The organism is Aeromicrobium sp. Leaf245 (genome assembly GCF_942548115.1).
In the GTDB taxonomy this organism is placed as follows: Bacteria; Actinomycetota; Actinomycetes; order Propionibacteriales; family Nocardioidaceae; genus Aeromicrobium.
The window spans coordinates 3,364,812-3,381,604 of sequence record NZ_OW824151.1; the positions used below are offsets into that span (position 1 = coordinate 3,364,812).

Consider the following 16,793-nt stretch of genomic DNA (forward strand, 5'->3'; position numbering starts at 1 on the left):
GCCGCGACGGCCCCACCGGAGGTCGGTCAGAAGAGGTTGGGCAGGAGGCTCGGGATGTTGTCGATGACGTCGCGGACGAGCTCGCCGAACCACTCCGACTGGCCGACCTTCACGAGCACGCCACCGACGGTGCAGGCGCCGAGGGTGCCGACGGCGTACTCGGCGGTGGTCATGCCCTGGTCGCGGCGCTGGGCGCCGCGGGCGAGCAGACGCGAGAGGCCGAGGGTCGCCCGGTCCTGGAGGGTGGAGTGCTGGAGGTTCTTCATGGGGTGTCCTTTCGTGGAACGTGCTGACACCCAGGAGATGGGTCGCTCCCGAGCCCGGACGACCACCCCGTCGGCGACCTGTGGACGAGCGGGCCCGAGGGCGGTCCGGCCTGTGGACGGGCGGGCACCTTCATCCGCCCAGCAGGTCGAGCCCCGACGCGACGCCGATGAGGGTCGGGACGATCCCCACGAGGAAGAAGGCCGGGAGGAAGCAGAGCCCGAGCGGGGCGGCAGTGCGCACGCCGACCGCCCGCGCGCGTTCACGCGCCTGGGACGCCCGGTCGCGGCGCAGGTCCGCTGCCGCGGCGGCCAGCACCGCGGCCACGGGCGAGCCGGACTGCTCGGCCCGCCGGAACGCACGACCCACGGCGCCCAGCACCCGGTGCCGGGCGAGCACCTCCCACACCGCGGGCAGGTCCGTGCCCGAGCGCAGCCGACGCCCGACCTTCTGCAGCTCCGTCGCGAGCGGCTCAGGGACCACCTCGCCGACCACCTCGAACGCGACGACGGCCGGTCGCCCGGACGCCAGCACGGCGACGACGAGGTCGAGCGCCACGGGCAGCTGGCGCTGCAGCTGCTCGTCACGCCGCCGCGAGGACGCCGTGGCCATGGTCGCGACCGCCGCCCGCGCCGCCGGGGTGGCTGCGAGGGCGACGAGGAGACCGATCACCGGTCCGAGCACCACGAGGCAGGCGATCGGGGTGAGGACGGTCACCACGCTGGTCGGCGACGGACGCCGACGCGAGGTCGGAACGGTGGTGAGCGCCCGGAGCCGGTCGGTGGCCGGGACGGGCACGGCCAGCCAGGCCGCGGCGGCCGCGACCAGCGCCGCTGCCAGGCTCATCGCGCGCCCACCTCGGCGCGGGTGGTGATGCGCTCGACCCAGGCCAGCCCCGTGGCCGCCAGCGCGCACCCGGCCGCGAGGCACACGACGCCCGGCAGGGTGCCGGTGAGCACGTGCACCGGGTCCCCGCCGAGACCGGAGCCGAGGCCGAGCCCGAGCAGCGGCAGGACCGCCAGCAGCCGAGCGGTGGCACGAGCCGAGGAGCACTCCGCCCGGACCTCTCGAGCAAGGTCGTGGTCCGCGCGCAACGCCTCGACCACGTGGTCGAGCACGTCCGCGACCGGCGCACCGGCACGTTCGGCCACACGCCAGGCGGCAGCGACGTCGGCGAGGTCGCCGGCGCCCGGGAGACGGGACACGCCGTCGAGCGCGGCCGGCACGTCGCCGCCGCGGGCCGCCACCTCGGCGACGGGCCGCAGGTCGGGCAGGTCGTCGCACGCTCCGCGCAGGGCCACGGGAGGGAGCACCCCGGTGCGCAGCTCGGCCGCGAGCAGCTCGACCGTGGCCGCGACCCGCACCGCCAGCTCGCTCGCGGCGCGCGCGGCGCGGTGCCGCTCGACGAACGACGACGCCACCACGGCGACGGCCGCGACCGTGGCCAGGAGCAGGGCGGACACGGGCGACGTGACGAACCACGGGGCCGCAGCGGCTGCGAGCGCGACGGGCACCCACGACCGCCAGCGGCGCCACGCCACCACCCGCAGCAGGAGCGGGCGTGCCGCTGCGGACGGCGGCCCCTCACCCTGGTGCGGCGGCGACGTCGCGGGCCCGAGGCGCAGGGCGACCAGCCACGTCGGAGGCGGCAGCCAGAGCAGGACCGCGCACCCGGACAGTCCCGCCGCCACCACGGCGACCAGGACCGTGGACCCCGTCATGCGTGGCTGTCCAGCAGGTCCTCGAGCCGGTCACGACCGGGGCCGTCGGTCCAGCGACCGTCGACGAGCCCGGCTGCGCGCACGGAGCGGACCGTCCCGTGCCCGTCGGGCCCCGCCGCGTGCAGCACACCGACCTCCTCGACCCGACGAAGACCGTCGCGACCGCGACGCAGGTGCACCACGACGTCGACCCCGGCCGCCAGCTGGCTGTGCACGGCGTCGCGTGCCAGGCCTCCGGCCACCCCCAGCGCCTCGAACCGGGCCGGGACGTCGGCCGCGGAGTGGCGTGGATGGTGCCGCAGCCGCCCTCGTGCCCGGTGTTGAGCGCGGCGAGCAGGTCGACGACCTCTCCCCCGCGAACCTCGCCGACGACGAGCCGGTCCGGCCGCATGCGCAGCGCCTGCCGCACGAGGTCGCGCACGGTCACGAGGCCAGCGCCCTCCGCGTTGGCCGGTCGGGCCTCCAACGACACGACGTGGGAGTGGTCTGGAGCCAGCTCGGCCGCGTCCTCGACCACGACGAGTCGTTCGGCGGACGGCACGAGCCCCAGCAGCGTGCCGAGCAGCGTGGTCTTGCCGCTGCCGGTGCCGCCGCTCACGACGAAGGCGACCCGGGTCGCGACGACGCGCTGCAGCAGCCGAGCGGCCTCGACGTGGATCCCGCCGGCGGCCACCAGCTGCTCGAGCGTGAACGAGCGCCGGGCCGGGACGCGCAGGCTGATGGCCGTGCCGGGGCGCACCAGCGGTGCCAGCACGGCGTGCAGACGGGTGCCGTCGGGCAGCCGCGCATCGACCCAGGGGCTCGCGTCGTCGAGCCGTCGGCCGGCCTGGGCGGCCAGTCGCTGGGCCAGTCGTCGCACCGCCGCGTCGTCGGGGAACCGCAGGTCGGTCCGCTCGAGCCCGTGCCCACGGTCCACGTGCACGGCGCCGGCCCCGTTGACCACCACGTCGGTGACGTCGGCGTCGTCGAGCAGCGGCTGCAGGACACCCGCGCCGCGCCGCTCCCGCTGCAGGGCGTCGACCACGGCGAGCACCGTGGCGCTGCCGTGCAGCCCGGCCTCGAGCCCCAGGGCCTCGGCCACGGCCTGCGCGCTGGGCTCGCGCACCTCGGCGGCGAGCCGCGAGCGCACCCGTCCGACGAGCGCGGCGTCGATCGTGGTCACGACGGACCTGCCGCCGCGAGGCCGAGGACGTCGAGCACCTGCCCCGACGCCCGCCGCAGCGTGCGCGACCGTCCGGGGCCGCGGCCGTGGTCGAGGTCGGCCCTCAGCCGACGGTCGTGGGCGACCCGCGCGACCACCGGGAGCCTCAGCGCCTCGGCCACCGGGCCCGAGCCGACGCCTCCGGCGCGCCGAGTCGTCACGAGCGCCACCCGTGGGACGTGCTCGCGCACCTGGGCCAGCACGATGCGCGCGGCCGCCACGCACCGCACGTCCTCGGGCACCAGCAGCACCGCTCCCTCGCACCGCGCGAGCACCGCCGACCCGAGCGGGTCGAGGTGCCGGGGCACGTCGGCGACGACCACGTCGAAGGCACGCGAGGCGGCGGTCAGCACGTCGGGGGCGACGTCGACCGGCACGGCGGAGCCGTCGCGGGGGCAGGCCAGCACGGCCACGCCGTGGTGCACGGGCAGCAGACGCGCGAGCCGGGTGGCGCCGACGTGCCCGCCGGCGCCACCGAGCTCGGGCCACCGCACCCCCTCGGCGCGCTCCGCGCCGAGGACGAGGTCGACGCCGGCCCCCCTGGTGTCGGCGTCGACGAGGACGGGGCGGTGGCCGCGCCGACCGGCGTGCAGGGCCACCGCGGTGGCGAAGGTGGAGGCGCCCGCCCCGCCGACGGCACCGACGACGGCGAGGAACGCCGCCTCGTCGCGTCCGTCGAGCAGCTCCCCGAGTCGCGCGAGCACGGCGGTCTCGTCGGTGGGGTCGAGCACGGCCGTGGCGCCGAGCAGCACCGCGTCGCGCCAGAGCGTGTCGCCGGCGGTGCCGCCGGGCTCCCCACCCAGCACGAGCACGCCGTCACGACGTGGCGGAGCCGTGCGGGCGAGCGGTCCCGCCAGGTCGGCCGAGAGCAGCACGGCCGACGCCGTGGACCAGGCGCGCCGAGCGGCGACCGCGTCGGACGCGACCTCCGGCGTGACGCCCACCGCGGCGCACCACCGGAGGGCGTCGTCGAGCAGGTCGGCGTCGCCCGTGGCGACCAGCAGGTGTGCGGCGTCCATGGCTCTCACGCAACCAGGGACGGGAGCCGCGGACGAGACCTCGCGAGCGGCCTGTGGACGACGCCGCGCACGCCATCGGACGGCCTGTGGACGACCCGTCGCCGACCCGGTGTCCACGCGGGGGACCACGCGACGGCCGGGTCGGCCTATCCTGGGCGGGTGAGCCCCCGTTCGGCCGCGTTCTTCGACCTGGACAAGACGATCATCGCCCGGTCCAGCACCCTGGCCTTCAGCAAGCCCTTCTTCGAGGGCGGGCTGCTCACGCGCCGTGCGGTCCTGCGCAGCGCGTACGCGAACTTCCTGTTCGGGCTCAACGGCGCCGACCACGACCAGCTCGAGCGGATGCGCACCTACCTCACGGCCATGGTCGCCGGGTGGGACGTGGAGATCGTGCGCGAGTCCGTTCGCCGCACGCTGCGCGACGTCATCGACCCCATCGTCTACGCCGAGGCCGTCGACCTGATCGAGCACCACAGGCGTGCCGGTCGCGACGTCGTGATCGTCTCGGCCTCCGGGTCGGAGGTCGTGGAGCCCGTCGGCGAGCTCCTCGGCGTGTCCGACGTCATCGCCACGCGCCTCGTCGAGCACGCCGGCCGCTACACCGGCGAGGTCGCGTTCTACGCCTACGGCCCGCACAAGGCCACCGCGATGAAGCGACTGGCCGAGGAACGTGGCTACGACCTCGACGCGTGCTTCGCCTACTCCGACTCCGAGACCGACGTGCCCATGCTCGAGACGGTGGGTCACCCGTTCTGCGTCAACCCCGACAAGACCCTGCGCAAGATCGCCGCCGAGCGGGACTGGCCGGTGCTGGCCTTCGCCCGGCCGGTCGCGCTGCGCAGCAGGCTCGGCCTGCACAGCACCACGGGTCGCGCCGCCTGGACCCTCGGGGCGGTCGCAGCGGCAGGTGGCGTCGCCCTGCTCGCCCGTCGGCGGTCGCGTCGCGCGTCACCGTCGCTGCTGCAGCGGGTCCTCCCCCACACCTGAACCGATCCGCCTCGACCCCGCACGAGCCACGTGCGCTTGTGAACCGCGGCACGCAAGGTTACGGCCCCGTAGGGCTACCGCGCGTCCTGGCTGCGGCGTACAACTGAGGGCAGGACAACTCCACAGACGGCCCGGCACCTCAGTACCCACGCGGCGATCTCCCGTCCCACTGGGCAGTCGCTCCCGGGACATCCGCGACGAGCGGCCCCGAGGCGACGATGACGAAGTGCACGCCTGGTAGCTGCAGCGCGGCCGGACCCATGGACGGCGTCACCCGAGCGGTGGCGCCGTCCTTCTTCGTGCGCGACCGTCGGTGCCGGCGTCCCCAGGGGGCCGACGTCAGACCGCGACGTGGGGCGGCAGCGCGTCGCGCGAGAACCAGGCCAGACCGAAGCCGGGGCCTCCGGTCTCGTGCCGCACCAGCGTCATGCCCGTGCCCTCGAGGAACGTCCGCAGGTCGTCGAAGCCGTGCTGTTCAGAGTGGTGGTACTCCATGACGAGCCGCCGCACGCCCGACCAGAGGGTCGGGTCGGAGTCGAGCAGGATCCCGTACTCCGCTCCCTCGGCGTCCATCTTCAGCAGGTCCACCCGACCGCCGGCCGCGGCGAACGCGTCGGCGATGCTGTCGCAGGCGACCTCGATCTCGACGGACCCGGCCTCGCCGAGGTGCAGGACGCCGTTGTGGCCGCTGCCCGGTCCGTTGTCGGCCATCACCAACGTGCCGGCCCGCGAGCCGACGGCGGTGCGGTGCACGGTGATCCGGTCGGCGAGACCGTTGGACTCGACGTTGCGCACGGTGTAGGCACCGGTGGACGGTGTCGGCTCGTAGGAGTGGACGGTGGCCCCGGGGAACCGCCGCAGGAGGTCGGTCGAGAAGCAGCCGATGTGCGCCCCGATGTCGACCACGTGCACGTCGTCGGGCAGTCCGTGCCCGAACCAGTCCAGCGAGTACTCGTCCTCGGCGAACACCTCGTACACGGGGACCCGCGCACCCGGCACGTTCGGGCAGTGGATCGTCAAGCCGTCCACCTCGAAGGCCAGCTCGTCGGCACGGGCGGCCAGCTGGCGCAGGACGCTCCAGCCGTTGTCGAAGACCGACACGGTCTGGCGGGTGCGGCGCGCCACCCAGGTGGCGCGGTCGAGGACGGTCATGCGGTCTCCCACTGGTCGGTCGAGGGAACGGTGTCGGCGGGGTCCGCCTCGGGGGCGCCGTCACCGAGACGGACGAGGAAGGGCAGCGCGAGCACGGCCCAGACGTAGCGGTCCCAGAGGATCGTGGTCATCAGGCCGATCATGGCGTAGCCGAGGACGGGCAGGGCCAGGAGCGCGGACGGGCCGGGGAGGGTGATCGCCCTCAGCGCCACTGACGCGAGCAGCACCAGGTAGACCGCGGTGCCGACGATGCCGACGGCCGCCGCGACCTGCAGGTAGATGTTGTGGGCCTCCATCACGTCGCCCAGCCCGATGCCGAGCACGGGGTGGGACGTGAAGGCGTCGAGCGCCACCTTGGCGAGGTACTCCCGCTCGGCGTCGGACCCGGCGGCCGTGCCACCGCCGAGGAGCCGGCCCAGCACGTTGTTCTGCATCGAGCCGCCGCCGGTCAGGGCGTTGCCGACGATCCACAGGGCGGGGATGGCGAGCCCGAAGAGCGCGAGGGCGACCTCGACCCGACGCTCCAGCGCCACGAAGAGCACGGCGACCGCGACGGCGACCACGAGCGCGGCCCGGCTGCCGCTGACCCAGACGTTCCACGCGCACGCGGCGCCCAGCAGGAGGACCAGCCAGGACCACCGGCGGGGAAGCACCCGCAGGAGGAACGGCACGAGTGCGAGGCCGAGCATCGCGCACAGGCCCATCACGTTGGGGTGCGTCGAGTAGCCGATGCGCCGTCCGTCCCAGGAGGACTCGCCGACCGTGTACGCCGCCACGAGGTTGCCCACGTTGCCGACCACGTACATGAGCGCGAAGCCGACGACCACGCCTCGCGATGGCCGCCAGACCATGAAGGCGACGGGCAGGAGCAGCGCGCCCACGAGCAGCCGGAGCAGGCTGTTGAGGCTCGCACCGCTCTCCTCGGCACCGGCGGACGACACCAGCCCGACGACGACGAGCCCTACGGCGGCGGCGAGGAACAGCCACTCGCTCGGCAGGGGCTTGCGCAGCAGCACGGGCAGGAGGACAAGCAGACCCGCCAGCAGCACCAGGTCGGACAGCGACGCGAACGCCAGCGCCCCGATCGGACGGAAGTTGTCGAGCGGCGACAGGGCGATCCCGATCGCGAGGACCGCGACCGCCGTGCTCTCGACCCCGACCGCGGCGAGGACGACGAGACCGACCGCGAAGGTCAGCGCGAGCCCGGCCCCCACCCCGCCGAGCGACGACAACGGAACCAGCACGACCAGCAGCACACCCACGACCAGGACGGGCAGAACCGCAGCCCTGATCGCCCGACGCTCCCGTGGGCCCACGCGCTCCTTCACCGACTCCAGCACGGCCATGAGGCCTCCGTCAGCGCTTCACGCGGCGGCCGATGCGCCGACCGCGGGTCGAGGACGCCGGCTCGGCCGCCGGGGTGGGCGCGTAGCCGTACCCGTACCCGTGCCCGTAGCCGTACCCGTAGCCGTCGGCGTCGCCCGAGCGTCGCGGCGTGCGATTGAGGATCGTGCCGAACAGCCGGCCGCCCACGGCGTGGATGCGTGCCACGGCCAGACGCAGCTGCTCGCGCGTGGTGGAGCCGTGGCGCACCAGCAGGAGCGCCCCGTCGACCTCGGTCATGAGGATCGAAGCGTCGGCCACCGGGAGCATGGGGGGCGCGTCGATGATGACCGCGTCGTACTCCTTGCGCACCCGCGAGATGAGGTCGCGCATGGCCTGGGTGTCGAGGACCTCGGCCGGGTTCGGCGGGGCGGGTCCGGTGCCCATGAAGCTGATGCCGCTCACGTGCGGCTGCGTGGCGTCCTCGATGGACGTGCGCCCCACCAGCACCGTCACGATGCCGACGGAGTTCTCGAGGCCGAGCAGCTCCGCGACGTTGGGGTTGCGCATGTCGGCATCGATGAGGAGCACCGAGCGGCCGGACTGGGCCATGGTCAGCGCGAGGTTGGTGGCCACCAGCGTCTTGCCCTCGTCGGGCAGGGCGCTCGAGACCAGGATGGCCTGACGCTCGGCGTCGAGGTCGGCGAACTGCAGGTTCGTCCGCAGCACGCGGAAGGCCTCCGCGAGGCTGCCGCCCACCTCCGTGGCCAACGGGGTCTTCTTGACCTGTGGGTCGTAGGGCAGCGTCACGAGCACGGAGTGGCCGCTGATCTTCTCGACGTCCTGGCGCGACTTGACCGTACGGTCGAGCAGGTCGCGCAGCAGGGCGCCGACGATCGCGACGAAGAGGCTGACGAGCAGCCCGATGCCGAGGTTGAGCGGGATGTTGGGCGAGACCGGGGTGTCGCTGATGCTGGGTTCGGCGGCGATCCGGGCCGCGATGGCGGGCTCCTCGTCCTCGACGGCGGGCCGCTCGAGCTGCTCGACGAGGGCCACGACCTCCTCGGCCTCGGCCTTCGCGATCTGCTGGGCCAGCTCGGGCGTCTCGGCGGTCACGTCGAGCTCGATGGTCTGCGTCCCCGTGATCACGGAGGCCGACACACGGCCCTCGAGGTCCTCGCGCGTCATGTCCAGATCGAGGGAGTCCACCACGCGTTGGAGCACCGAGGGGTCCGTGGCCAGCTCGGCGTAGGACGCGACGCGCTGGGTGACGATGAAGGAGGCCGCGTACTCGGCGGACCCGCCGGACGGTGTGGAGACGAACAGCTTGACGCTCGAGCCGTACTGCGGGGTCATGAGGAACACCGCCGCGACGGTCAGGACCGCCCCGGCGAGGAACGTCACGGTGCTGAACACCCAGCGCGCGCGCAGAGCGCCCAAGAACTGCCGCAGCTCCACGGCTGTGCCTCCTCCTCCCGCCGAGCACGGCGGGTCTCCCGAGTGTAGGTGACCTGGGGGAGCCGGGAGGCTCCCTCGCACCACAACCCTGAACGAGTCGGGGCGCCCGCTGTCACGCTCTGGAGGCGACGGATCGAGACCGTCCGTGACGTGGGGTGCATCACGATCCACTCGTAACCTCTCGGACCTCGGTCGTTGTTAGGGGTACGACGGACCGCGGACGCAAGACGCCGCGGACCCCACAACTTCCCACGGAGGACGAGAGCGATGACGGTACTGGTGACGGGAGCGGGCGGCTTCATCGGCGGCCACCTTGTGGCGGACCTGCTGGCGCAGGGACGCGAGGTGCGCGCGGTCGACAAGAAGCCGACGTCCGAGTGGTACCAGGTGCACGACGACGCCGAGAGCCTCGTGGCGGACTGCTCCGACATGGGCGACGCCCACAAGATGTCGGTCGGCACCCAGGCGATCTACAACCTGGCCGCCGACATGGGTGGCATGGGCTTCATCGAGAACAACAAGGCCGAGTGCATGCTCTCGGTGCTCACCAGCACGAACATGCTCGTCGCCGCGCGCGACGCCGGCACCGAGCAGTTCTTCTACAGCAGCTCGGCCTGCGTCTACAACGGGACCAAGCAGACCGACCCGAACGTGACCGCGCTCAAGGAGTCCGACGCGTACCCGGCGGAGCCCGAGGACGGCTACGGCTGGGAGAAGCTGTTCAGCGAGCGCATGGCCCGCCACTTCCGCGAGGACTACGGCCTGCAGACCCGGGTGGCTCGCTACCACAACGTCTACGGCCCCGACGGCACGTACGAGGGGGGCCGCGAGAAGGCGCCCGCCGCGCTCTCGCGCAAGATCGCCTGGGCCAAGCTGACCGGTGAGCACACCATCGACGTGTGGGGCGACGGCGAGCAGAGCCGCAGCTTCATGTACATCGACGACTGCGTGCGCGGCACCCAGGAGATCCTGGCCGGCGAGAACGTCGAGCCGGTCAACCTCGGCTCGTCCGAGCTCGTGACGATCAACCAGATGATCGGGATCCTCGAGGACATCGCCGGGATCACGGTCAGCAAGGAGCACGACCTCACCGCGCCGCAGGGCGTGCGCGGCCGCAACAGCGACAACACGATGTTCCACGAGATCTACGGCTGGGAGCCCTCGATCTCGCTGCGCGACGGTCTGGAGAAGACCTACGCCTGGATCTACGACCAGCTCGCCCCGCGCGTCTGACGCCTGCCGACGCCCGGCTACCCGTGGGGTGGCCGGGCGTCGTCGTGTGCGGGCGCCGGCTGCGGCCAGGCCGCTCCGGTCGGCCGGCTCCGGTCGGTCGGGGCCGGTCAGCGGCGGCCGACGGCCAGGGGCGAGGCCTCGGCCGCGCGGGCCTGGGCCTGCGAGGCGTACTGGAGCCACTGCTGGATGCCGGTGGCGTCGCCCCGGGCGTAGGCCGTGAGCGCCGCCCCGTAGCCGGCGGGCTCGGCGGCGTGGCCCGCCTCCGGCACCACGACCGACGCCGGGTCGACGCCCTTGACGACGAGCACGAGCCGCTCGGCGGCACGCGCCACCATGCCCCCGTGGGCCGCGAACGCTCCTGACGTCGCGATCTCGGCGTGCACGAGGGCCGCCACCACCAGGCCGGGCGCCTCCGTGGGCAGGGCGACGACCCGGGCCAGCTCGCCGAGCCGGGCGGCGCCGGCGGCGTCGGCGGGCCGACCCAGCGCGTCGTCGGGCACGCTGCCCGCGGCCGCGAGGGCGTGCAGGCGCGCGAACGCCTGGAGCGGCGAGCGGCTCCACACCGGCACGAGCCCCAGCAGCTCCGTGCCGAGCCGGACCGCGGCACGCGCGACGGCGTCGCCACCGCCGGCCGCGAGCAGCTCGACCGCGGGATCGTCGTCGTCGACCGCGGGGAGGTCGCTGCCCTCGAGCCGAGCGGTCGCCACGGCACCCAGGAGCAGGGAGCGGGCGGTGTCCTCGGGGGTGCTCCGCCGCAGGCCCCGGTCACGCAGGAGCGCGTCGATGCCGTCGCGCGTTGCCGCGAAGGCCGACGGCACACCCTCGAGGGACGCCGCGGGCAGGAACGGATCGGGGGAGGTTGACACGCCCGAAGCGTACCGAGGGGGCGCGGTGCGACCGGTAGCCTGCGGGGGTGAGCGAGCTGTTCGACCAGTCGGCCCGCGCCTCGTCCCCCGGAACCGACGAGGCGCACGATCGACTCGTCAAGTGGCTCGTGGGCGACCGGCTCTCGTGCGTGCTGCTGCTCGAGGACTCCTCGCTCGCGTTCCGGCTCGCGGGCCAGGGCCACGAGGTCGTCGTCGCGGGAGACGACGTGCGCACCGTGCGCTCCGAGGACGTCCTCTACGTCCGCTCGGCCGGACCGCGGCTCCCGTTCGTGGCCGACTCCTTCGACGCCGTGGTCGCCCCCCAGCTGAACGACGACCAGACCGTGCTGGCCGAGTACGCCCGGGTCCTGCGGGCCGGCGGCGTGCTGTCGACGCTGTCGCGCACGCACGACGAGACCTTGCCCTGGGTGAGGCGCCTGCGGGAGGTGGTCGGACGTCGACCCACCGCTGCAGCCCCCGTCACCGACACGCTCGCCGCCTCCGGCCTGTTCGCCGCACCCGAGACCACCGAGACCGCGACGTGGGAGGAGCTGGACCTCCCGGCGCTGCTGCAGTACGCCCGCGAGACCGGCCGCCAGCCCGTCGAGGAGTCCACGCTCTCGCGGGTCCGTGACCTGTTCGACCAGAACACCGCCCAGAGCGGGAGCCTGCGGCTGCGCCACCTGCTGCGCGGCGTGCGGTCCCGTGTGCAGAAGAGCAGTCCGCCGCCGGGGTCGCAGCAGCCCGAGACGCTGCTCTTCGACCTTCGGTGAACGACCTCCTCGGTCCCGTGCCCGGGTACGAGATCCGCATCCCCGTGACCTTCGCCGACGTGCGCGGTTGAATGGTCGAGGTTCGGCGACGAAGGAGAGACATGGCACTGCGCGGACTCGGGTACGCGGCCCGGCGGGTACGCCAGTCGTTCACCCACTTCCGGAACGGACCGCAGCTCCTGACGGCCATGGCGCGGGGTGGCGAGGTGACGTTCCGGACCCGCTCCGGGCTGACGATCCACACGCCCAACGCACCCGGAGCACGGTTCCCGGTGTACGAGATCACGGCCGACGACGTGTACCGCATCGACGAGCTCACGGCGGGCCTGCGCCCCGACTTCGTGGCCGTCGACGTCGGCGCCCACATCGGCAGCTTCTCGGCCACGCTCTGCTCGCGGGCGCCCGGGGCCACCGTGCACGCCTACGAGGCGTCGCCCTCCACCGCCGAGTGGACCCGCCGCAACGCCGAGGCCAACGGCTTCGTCGACCGGCTGCACGTGCACGCCCAGGCCGTCGCCGACCACCGCGGCACGCTCACGTTCGTCGACAACGGCGAGGCGAGCGCCCACAACGGCCTCACGGCGCCGGAGGGGCTCGGCGCCGAGGTGGAGGTCCCGTGCGTCACCTTCGCCGACGTGCACGCCGCGGCCGGCGGACGGGTCGACCTGCTCAAGAGCGACGCCGAGGGCGCCGAGTACGGCTACATCCTCACGAGCGACCCGGCGCTCTGGCGCGACGTCCAGCGGGTCGTCATGGAGTACCACCCCGTCGAGGGCCACCAGCTGCTGGACCTCGTCCGGTTCCTGCGCGACGTCGGCCTCGACCTCGTCCGCGACGAGCCCTCGCCGGACAAGCCCGGCCTGGGCAACGCCTGGTTCGCCCGCGCGGCATGACCCGTCTCCCCCCGGCGCTCATGCCGCTGTGGCCCGCGGCCAAGCGGGCCCACCGCGCGGCGACCCGGGCGGTCGGGGTGGCCGCTCGGGCGGTCGGCGACGGTGGACCACGGTCGGTCCCCACGCGCATCAGCACCGAGTCCCGGGCCACCGCCGCCGCCGAGCCCGAGCACGTCCGCGTGCACGAGACCGGCGATCCGCTGGGCGTCGTGCGCGACGCGCCCGCGGGGCGACCGGGTGGTCTGCGCTTCTGGGACGACGTCCGCGTCCTGCAGCGTCCACCCCGCTCGGTGCTGGAGGTCAGCGGCGGACGGCTCGTCGGCGAGGCCGCCGCCACACTCACGCCGCGCGGCACGCTCGACCTCGAGACGAGCCCGTACTTCGGCATCCGACGTCCCACCGAGCACCCGGTGCACCTGCGACTGCGCCTGCCGGAGCCGGAGCACGTCCCGGGGACGGTCCTGTCGCTGGCCTCGCACGCGTCCGGGCGCAACTACTACCACTCCCTCATGGACGCCCTTCCGCGCTGGGGCCTGTTCCAGGACCTCTTCCCCGACGAGCGGCCCGACCAGGTGGTCGTGGGCCACACCAGCCGCTGGGACCGTCAGCTCGTGGCCATGACGGGCCTCGACCGGTACCCCCTCGTGCGGCCGACGTCGCGTCTGCACCTGCGGGCGGACCGCCTGCTCGTGCCCACGATCGACAACCACAGCACCCTCGCGCCGCCGTGGGTCACCCGCTGGCTGCGCGAGAACCTCCCCGCCCGCGACGTGTCCGACAAGCCGCGCCGGCTCTACGTCACCCGCGGCGACCGGCCGCAGACCCGCCGCTACGTGCAGGAGGCAGCCCTGCTGCCCCACCTGGAGCGGCAGGGGTTCGTCCGGTTCGACCCGGGCTCCGTGAGCGTGCAGGAGCAGATCGACCACTTCGCCGCCGCCGAGGTGGTGGTGGCTCCGCACGGCGCCGGGCTGGTGAACCTGAACTTCGCTCCCGAGGGTGTCAAGGTGCTGGAGCTGTTCGCCCCCCGCTACCTCAACCCCGGCTACTGGGCGATCACCTCCAACGTGCCCGCCTCGACGTACCGCTACGTCGTGGCCGAACCGGTCGAGCGCGACCGGCCCGAACGCGCCATGAACCGCGTGCAGGCCGACGTCGACATCCCGGTCGCGGTCGTGCTCGACGCCCTCGAGGAGCTGCTCGCCGCACCGACGTGAGGACCGGCCCGGTCAGCGCACCCGGCGGATCCAGAGCGACGACGGCGGGTTCGGGTCGTCAGCCAGCGGGACGTAGTCGTCGAGGAGGTCGACGAGCGCCGACTCGTCGTGGTGGCGCACGAGGGGCGTGGAGAGCGTGACCTCGAAGGCGCTGTTGAAGGCCAGGAAGGTCTGGACGACCATCGCCTCGTTCCAGTACACGGGCCACCGCTCGCCGAACAACCAGGTGTCGGCGGGGAACGGCGTGTTGTACGGGAAGTGCACGTCGTGGATGTGCACGTGCACGCCGGGCGCCAGGCGCGGCAGCACCTCCAGGAACAGGTAGGCGACGTCGCTGTCGATCTTCAGCGCGTGCGAGGAGTCGATGAACAGCACGTCGCCGTCCTCGAGGTTCTCGAACGTGGTGAGCGGGACGTCCTGCACGAAGCCCTCGACGAGCTCGAAGTCGGGCAGGGTGCGCAGCGCGTCGAACGGGTAGGGCTCGATGCAGGTGAGGCTCAGCGGCGATCCCTCGGCGGCGTTCTGCTGCGCGGCGAGCGACGCGTAGTAGGTGGACAGGCCCGAGCCGACCTCGAGGTAGCGGCGCGGCTTGTGCTCGCGCAGCACGTAGTAGAGGGTGCGGGCATCGAGCTCGGGGTAGCCGGGGCCAAAGCCGCGACCGGTGTTCTGGAGGTACTCGCCCGTGGTGGCGGCGAACTCCGGCTCCCACCGCTGCGCCAGGCCACGCAGCGTCGCGGTGAGGGCGTCGACGTCGAGATCGAGGCCTACCAGTGCGCTGGGACGGTCCCACCGCTCGCGGGTGTCCTCGATCTCGGACAGCACCGGCAGCGTGGAGTAGTAGTCGGCCCTCTTGACGATGTTCAGACCCGCCTTGCCGAGGACGGCGTGAGCTGCGCGGACCCTGCTGCGGCGCAGCCCGAACACGGCGCGGTCGAGGCCGGCGACCACCGGACCGGGCAGCACCTTGGCGGCGCGCTCCTTCGCCGAGGGCGGTCGGTGCGCGGGGACCTGCGACGTCGTCATGCGAGCGATCGTACGGAGCGCGGGGCGCTGCCGGAGGTGGAATCGCCGCGGTGGCGCAACGTCGTGGCGGTGGTGCCGGTGTGCATCGTCTGGTCCTCCCGGGACGCGCTCGGGTGGCGGTCCACCGGTCTCAACGAGCCAGGGCGGCCCAGGTCACCCGGCACCGGTCACCCGGCACCGACCTAGACTTCCGCGGGTGGAGTTCCTCAACGGCCTGCAGCCCGCGCACGACCTGACCTACAGCGACGTCTTCATGGTGCCGCGGCGCTCCGACGTCACGTCCCGCTTCGACGTCGACCTGTCCACCGGCGACGGCACGGGCACCACCATCCCGCTGGTCGTGGCCAACATGACGGCCATCTCGGGTCGCCGGATGGCCGAGACGATCGCTCGTCGCGGCGGGATCGCGATCATCCCGCAGGACATCCCCCTCGACGTGGTCGCCGCGACGGTGCAGCAGGTCAAGTCCGCGCACACCGTGTACGACACCCCGGTGACCGTCCCGCCCGCGACGACGGTCGGCGAGGCGCTCAGCCTCCTCCCCAAGCGCGCTCATGGCGCCCTCCTCGTCGTCGAGGACGGCCGGCCGCTGGGCGTGGTGACCGAGCGGGACGGTCTGGAGGTCGACCGCTTCACCCAGGTCCACGAGGTGATGTCGACCGACGTGCGGACCGTCGCGGCCGGCCTGGACCCCCGGGACTACTTCGACGCCCTGGCGGGCAGCCACCTGGCGGTGGCGCCGGTCGTCGAGGACGGTCGCCTGGTCGGCGTCGTCACCCGCACGGGCGCGTTGCGCTCCACCATCTACACCCCCGCCACCGACCCCGACGGTCGCCTCGTGGTGGGCGCGGCGGTCGGCATCAACGGCGACGTGCGGGCCAAGGCCCTGGCACTGCTCGATGCCGGCGTCGACGTGCTGGTCGTCGACACCGCGCACGGTCACCAGCACAAGATGCTCGACGTCCTGCCGCTCGTCCGCGACGCCCGCGACGAGGTGGCCGCGCGGACCGGCCGGCGCATCCCGGTGGCGGCCGGCAACGTGGTCTCGGCCGACGGCGTCCGCGACCTGGTCGCGGCCGGCGCCGACATCGTCAAGGTGGGCGTCGGACCGGGCGCCATGTGCACCACACGGATGATGACCGGTGTCGGGCGCCCCCAGTTCTCGGCGGTGCTCGAGTGCGCGGCCGCCGCGCGCGAGCTCGGCACTCACGTGTGGGCCGACGGAGGGGTCCGCTACCCGCGCGACGTCGCGCTCGCGCTCGCCGCCGGTGCGGCCAACGTGATGATCGGGTCGTGGTTCGCAGGAACGCTGGAGAGCCCCGGCGACCTCAAGGTCGATGCCGACGGACGGGCCTACAAGGAGTCGTTCGGCATGGCCAGCTCGCGCGCCGTGGCGAACCGCACCCGCGACGCCGCCGGCTTCGAGCGCGCGCGGATGGCCCTCTTCGAGGAGGGCATCAGCTCCTCGCGCATGTACCTCGACCCGGAGCGGCCGGGCGTCGAGGACCTGGTGGACGCCATCACCGCAGGGGTCCGCTCGAGCTTCACCTACGCCGGCGCTCGCTCGCTGCCGGAGTTCGCGGAGCATGCCGTGGTCGGCCTCCAGAGTGCTGCGGGCTACGACGAGGGACGCCCGCTGCACCGGTCCTGGTAGTCGGCCGGCGGC

Annotated in this window: 16 protein-coding genes; 6 read left to right on the forward strand and 10 right to left on the reverse strand. The window is 73.7% G+C overall.

Annotated features, from left to right (window positions below; genetic code table 11):
• Positions 1-26: 26 nt before the first annotated feature.
• From NBW76_RS16350 to ssd, 5 genes are all read right to left on the reverse strand, one after another.
• Positions 27-266, reverse strand: coding sequence for a DUF4244 domain-containing protein (locus NBW76_RS16350; RefSeq protein ID WP_056552781.1), 240 nt, complete (start codon positions 264-266; stop codon positions 27-29).
• A gap of 130 nt (positions 267-396) precedes the next feature.
• Positions 397-1,110 (reverse strand): type II secretion system F family protein, encoded by a 714-nt coding sequence (locus NBW76_RS16355; protein WP_055969631.1) that lies wholly within the window; start codon positions 1,108-1,110, stop codon positions 397-399.
• Positions 1,107-1,805, reverse strand: a complete 699-nt coding sequence (locus NBW76_RS16360; RefSeq protein WP_369814961.1) for a type II secretion system F family protein — start codon at positions 1,803-1,805, stop codon at positions 1,107-1,109. Before NBW76_RS16360 ends, NBW76_RS16355 begins: the two co-directional genes overlap by 4 nt.
• Before the next feature lie 43 nt (positions 1,806-1,848).
• Positions 1,849-3,147: a TadA family conjugal transfer-associated ATPase gene (locus NBW76_RS16365; RefSeq protein WP_369814962.1), complete on the reverse strand. Its 1,299-nt coding sequence runs from the start codon at positions 3,145-3,147 to the stop codon at positions 1,849-1,851.
• Positions 3,144-4,205: a septum site-determining protein Ssd gene (ssd, locus tag NBW76_RS16370; protein WP_056552785.1), complete on the reverse strand. Its 1,062-nt coding sequence runs from the start codon at positions 4,203-4,205 to the stop codon at positions 3,144-3,146. The genes NBW76_RS16365 and ssd overlap by 4 nt, the downstream gene beginning before the upstream one ends.
• A gap of 159 nt (positions 4,206-4,364) precedes the next feature.
• On the opposite strand from ssd, the gene NBW76_RS16375 reads away from it, so the two are divergent.
• Positions 4,365-5,192, forward strand: coding sequence for an HAD family phosphatase (locus NBW76_RS16375; RefSeq protein WP_056552788.1), 828 nt, complete (start codon positions 4,365-4,367; stop codon positions 5,190-5,192).
• A 339-nt stretch (positions 5,193-5,531) separates the two neighbouring features.
• Here the strand turns inward: NBW76_RS16375 and NBW76_RS16380 are convergent, their stop codons facing one another.
• The 3 genes from NBW76_RS16380 to NBW76_RS16390 are packed head-to-tail and all read right to left on the reverse strand — an operon-like array spanning position 5,532 to position 9,125.
• Positions 5,532-6,344 (reverse strand): FkbM family methyltransferase, encoded by an 813-nt coding sequence (locus tag NBW76_RS16380; RefSeq protein WP_156364679.1) that lies wholly within the window; start codon positions 6,342-6,344, stop codon positions 5,532-5,534.
• Entirely contained in the window at positions 6,341-7,690 is a 1,350-nt protein-coding gene (locus tag NBW76_RS16385; RefSeq protein WP_056552791.1) for an O-antigen ligase, read from the reverse strand. Before NBW76_RS16385 ends, NBW76_RS16380 begins: the two co-directional genes overlap by 4 nt.
• A 10-nt stretch (positions 7,691-7,700) precedes the next feature.
• Positions 7,701-9,125 (reverse strand): polysaccharide biosynthesis tyrosine autokinase, encoded by a 1,425-nt coding sequence (locus NBW76_RS16390; RefSeq protein WP_056552793.1) that lies wholly within the window; start codon positions 9,123-9,125, stop codon positions 7,701-7,703.
• A 267-nt stretch (positions 9,126-9,392) separates the two neighbouring features.
• On the opposite strand from NBW76_RS16390, the gene NBW76_RS16395 reads away from it, so the two are divergent.
• On the forward strand, positions 9,393-10,358 hold the full coding sequence (locus NBW76_RS16395) for an NAD-dependent epimerase/dehydratase family protein (RefSeq protein WP_056552797.1): 966 nt from the start codon (positions 9,393-9,395) through the stop codon (positions 10,356-10,358).
• 107 nt (positions 10,359-10,465) lie between these two features.
• Here the strand turns inward: NBW76_RS16395 and NBW76_RS16400 are convergent, their stop codons facing one another.
• Complete coding sequence (locus NBW76_RS16400; RefSeq protein WP_055969655.1) at positions 10,466-11,224, reverse strand: hypothetical protein; 759 nt, start codon at positions 11,222-11,224, stop codon at positions 10,466-10,468.
• Positions 11,225-11,271: 47 nt separating this feature from the next.
• Between NBW76_RS16400 and NBW76_RS16405 the strand changes: the two genes are divergently transcribed.
• The 3 genes from NBW76_RS16405 to NBW76_RS16415 all read left to right on the forward strand — a co-directional run bounded on the left by NBW76_RS16405 (position 11,272) and on the right by NBW76_RS16415 (position 14,104).
• Positions 11,272-11,997 (forward strand): methyltransferase domain-containing protein, encoded by a 726-nt coding sequence (locus tag NBW76_RS16405; RefSeq protein WP_056552800.1) that lies wholly within the window; start codon positions 11,272-11,274, stop codon positions 11,995-11,997.
• A 101-nt stretch (positions 11,998-12,098) separates the two neighbouring features.
• The gene (locus NBW76_RS16410; protein ID WP_055969660.1) at positions 12,099-12,890 is read left to right on the forward strand and encodes an FkbM family methyltransferase; all 792 of its coding nucleotides are present in this window, start codon (positions 12,099-12,101) and stop codon (positions 12,888-12,890) included.
• Positions 12,887-14,104, forward strand: coding sequence for a DUF563 domain-containing protein (locus tag NBW76_RS16415; RefSeq protein ID WP_156364680.1), 1,218 nt, complete (start codon positions 12,887-12,889; stop codon positions 14,102-14,104). Before NBW76_RS16410 ends, NBW76_RS16415 begins: the two co-directional genes overlap by 4 nt.
• 12 nt (positions 14,105-14,116) lie before the next feature.
• Here NBW76_RS16415 and NBW76_RS16420 read toward each other — a convergent pair whose 3' ends face one another.
• Positions 14,117-15,127 carry a class I SAM-dependent methyltransferase gene (locus NBW76_RS16420; protein ID WP_056552807.1) on the reverse strand — a complete coding sequence of 337 codons (1,011 nt, stop codon included), beginning with the start codon at positions 15,125-15,127 and terminating at the stop codon, positions 14,117-14,119.
• Between the two features lie 196 nt (positions 15,128-15,323).
• On the opposite strand from NBW76_RS16420, the gene NBW76_RS16425 reads away from it, so the two are divergent.
• The gene (locus NBW76_RS16425) at positions 15,324-16,781 is read left to right on the forward strand and encodes a GuaB1 family IMP dehydrogenase-related protein (RefSeq protein ID WP_056552810.1); all 1,458 of its coding nucleotides are present in this window, start codon (positions 15,324-15,326) and stop codon (positions 16,779-16,781) included.
• Positions 16,782-16,793 lie beyond the last annotated feature (12 nt).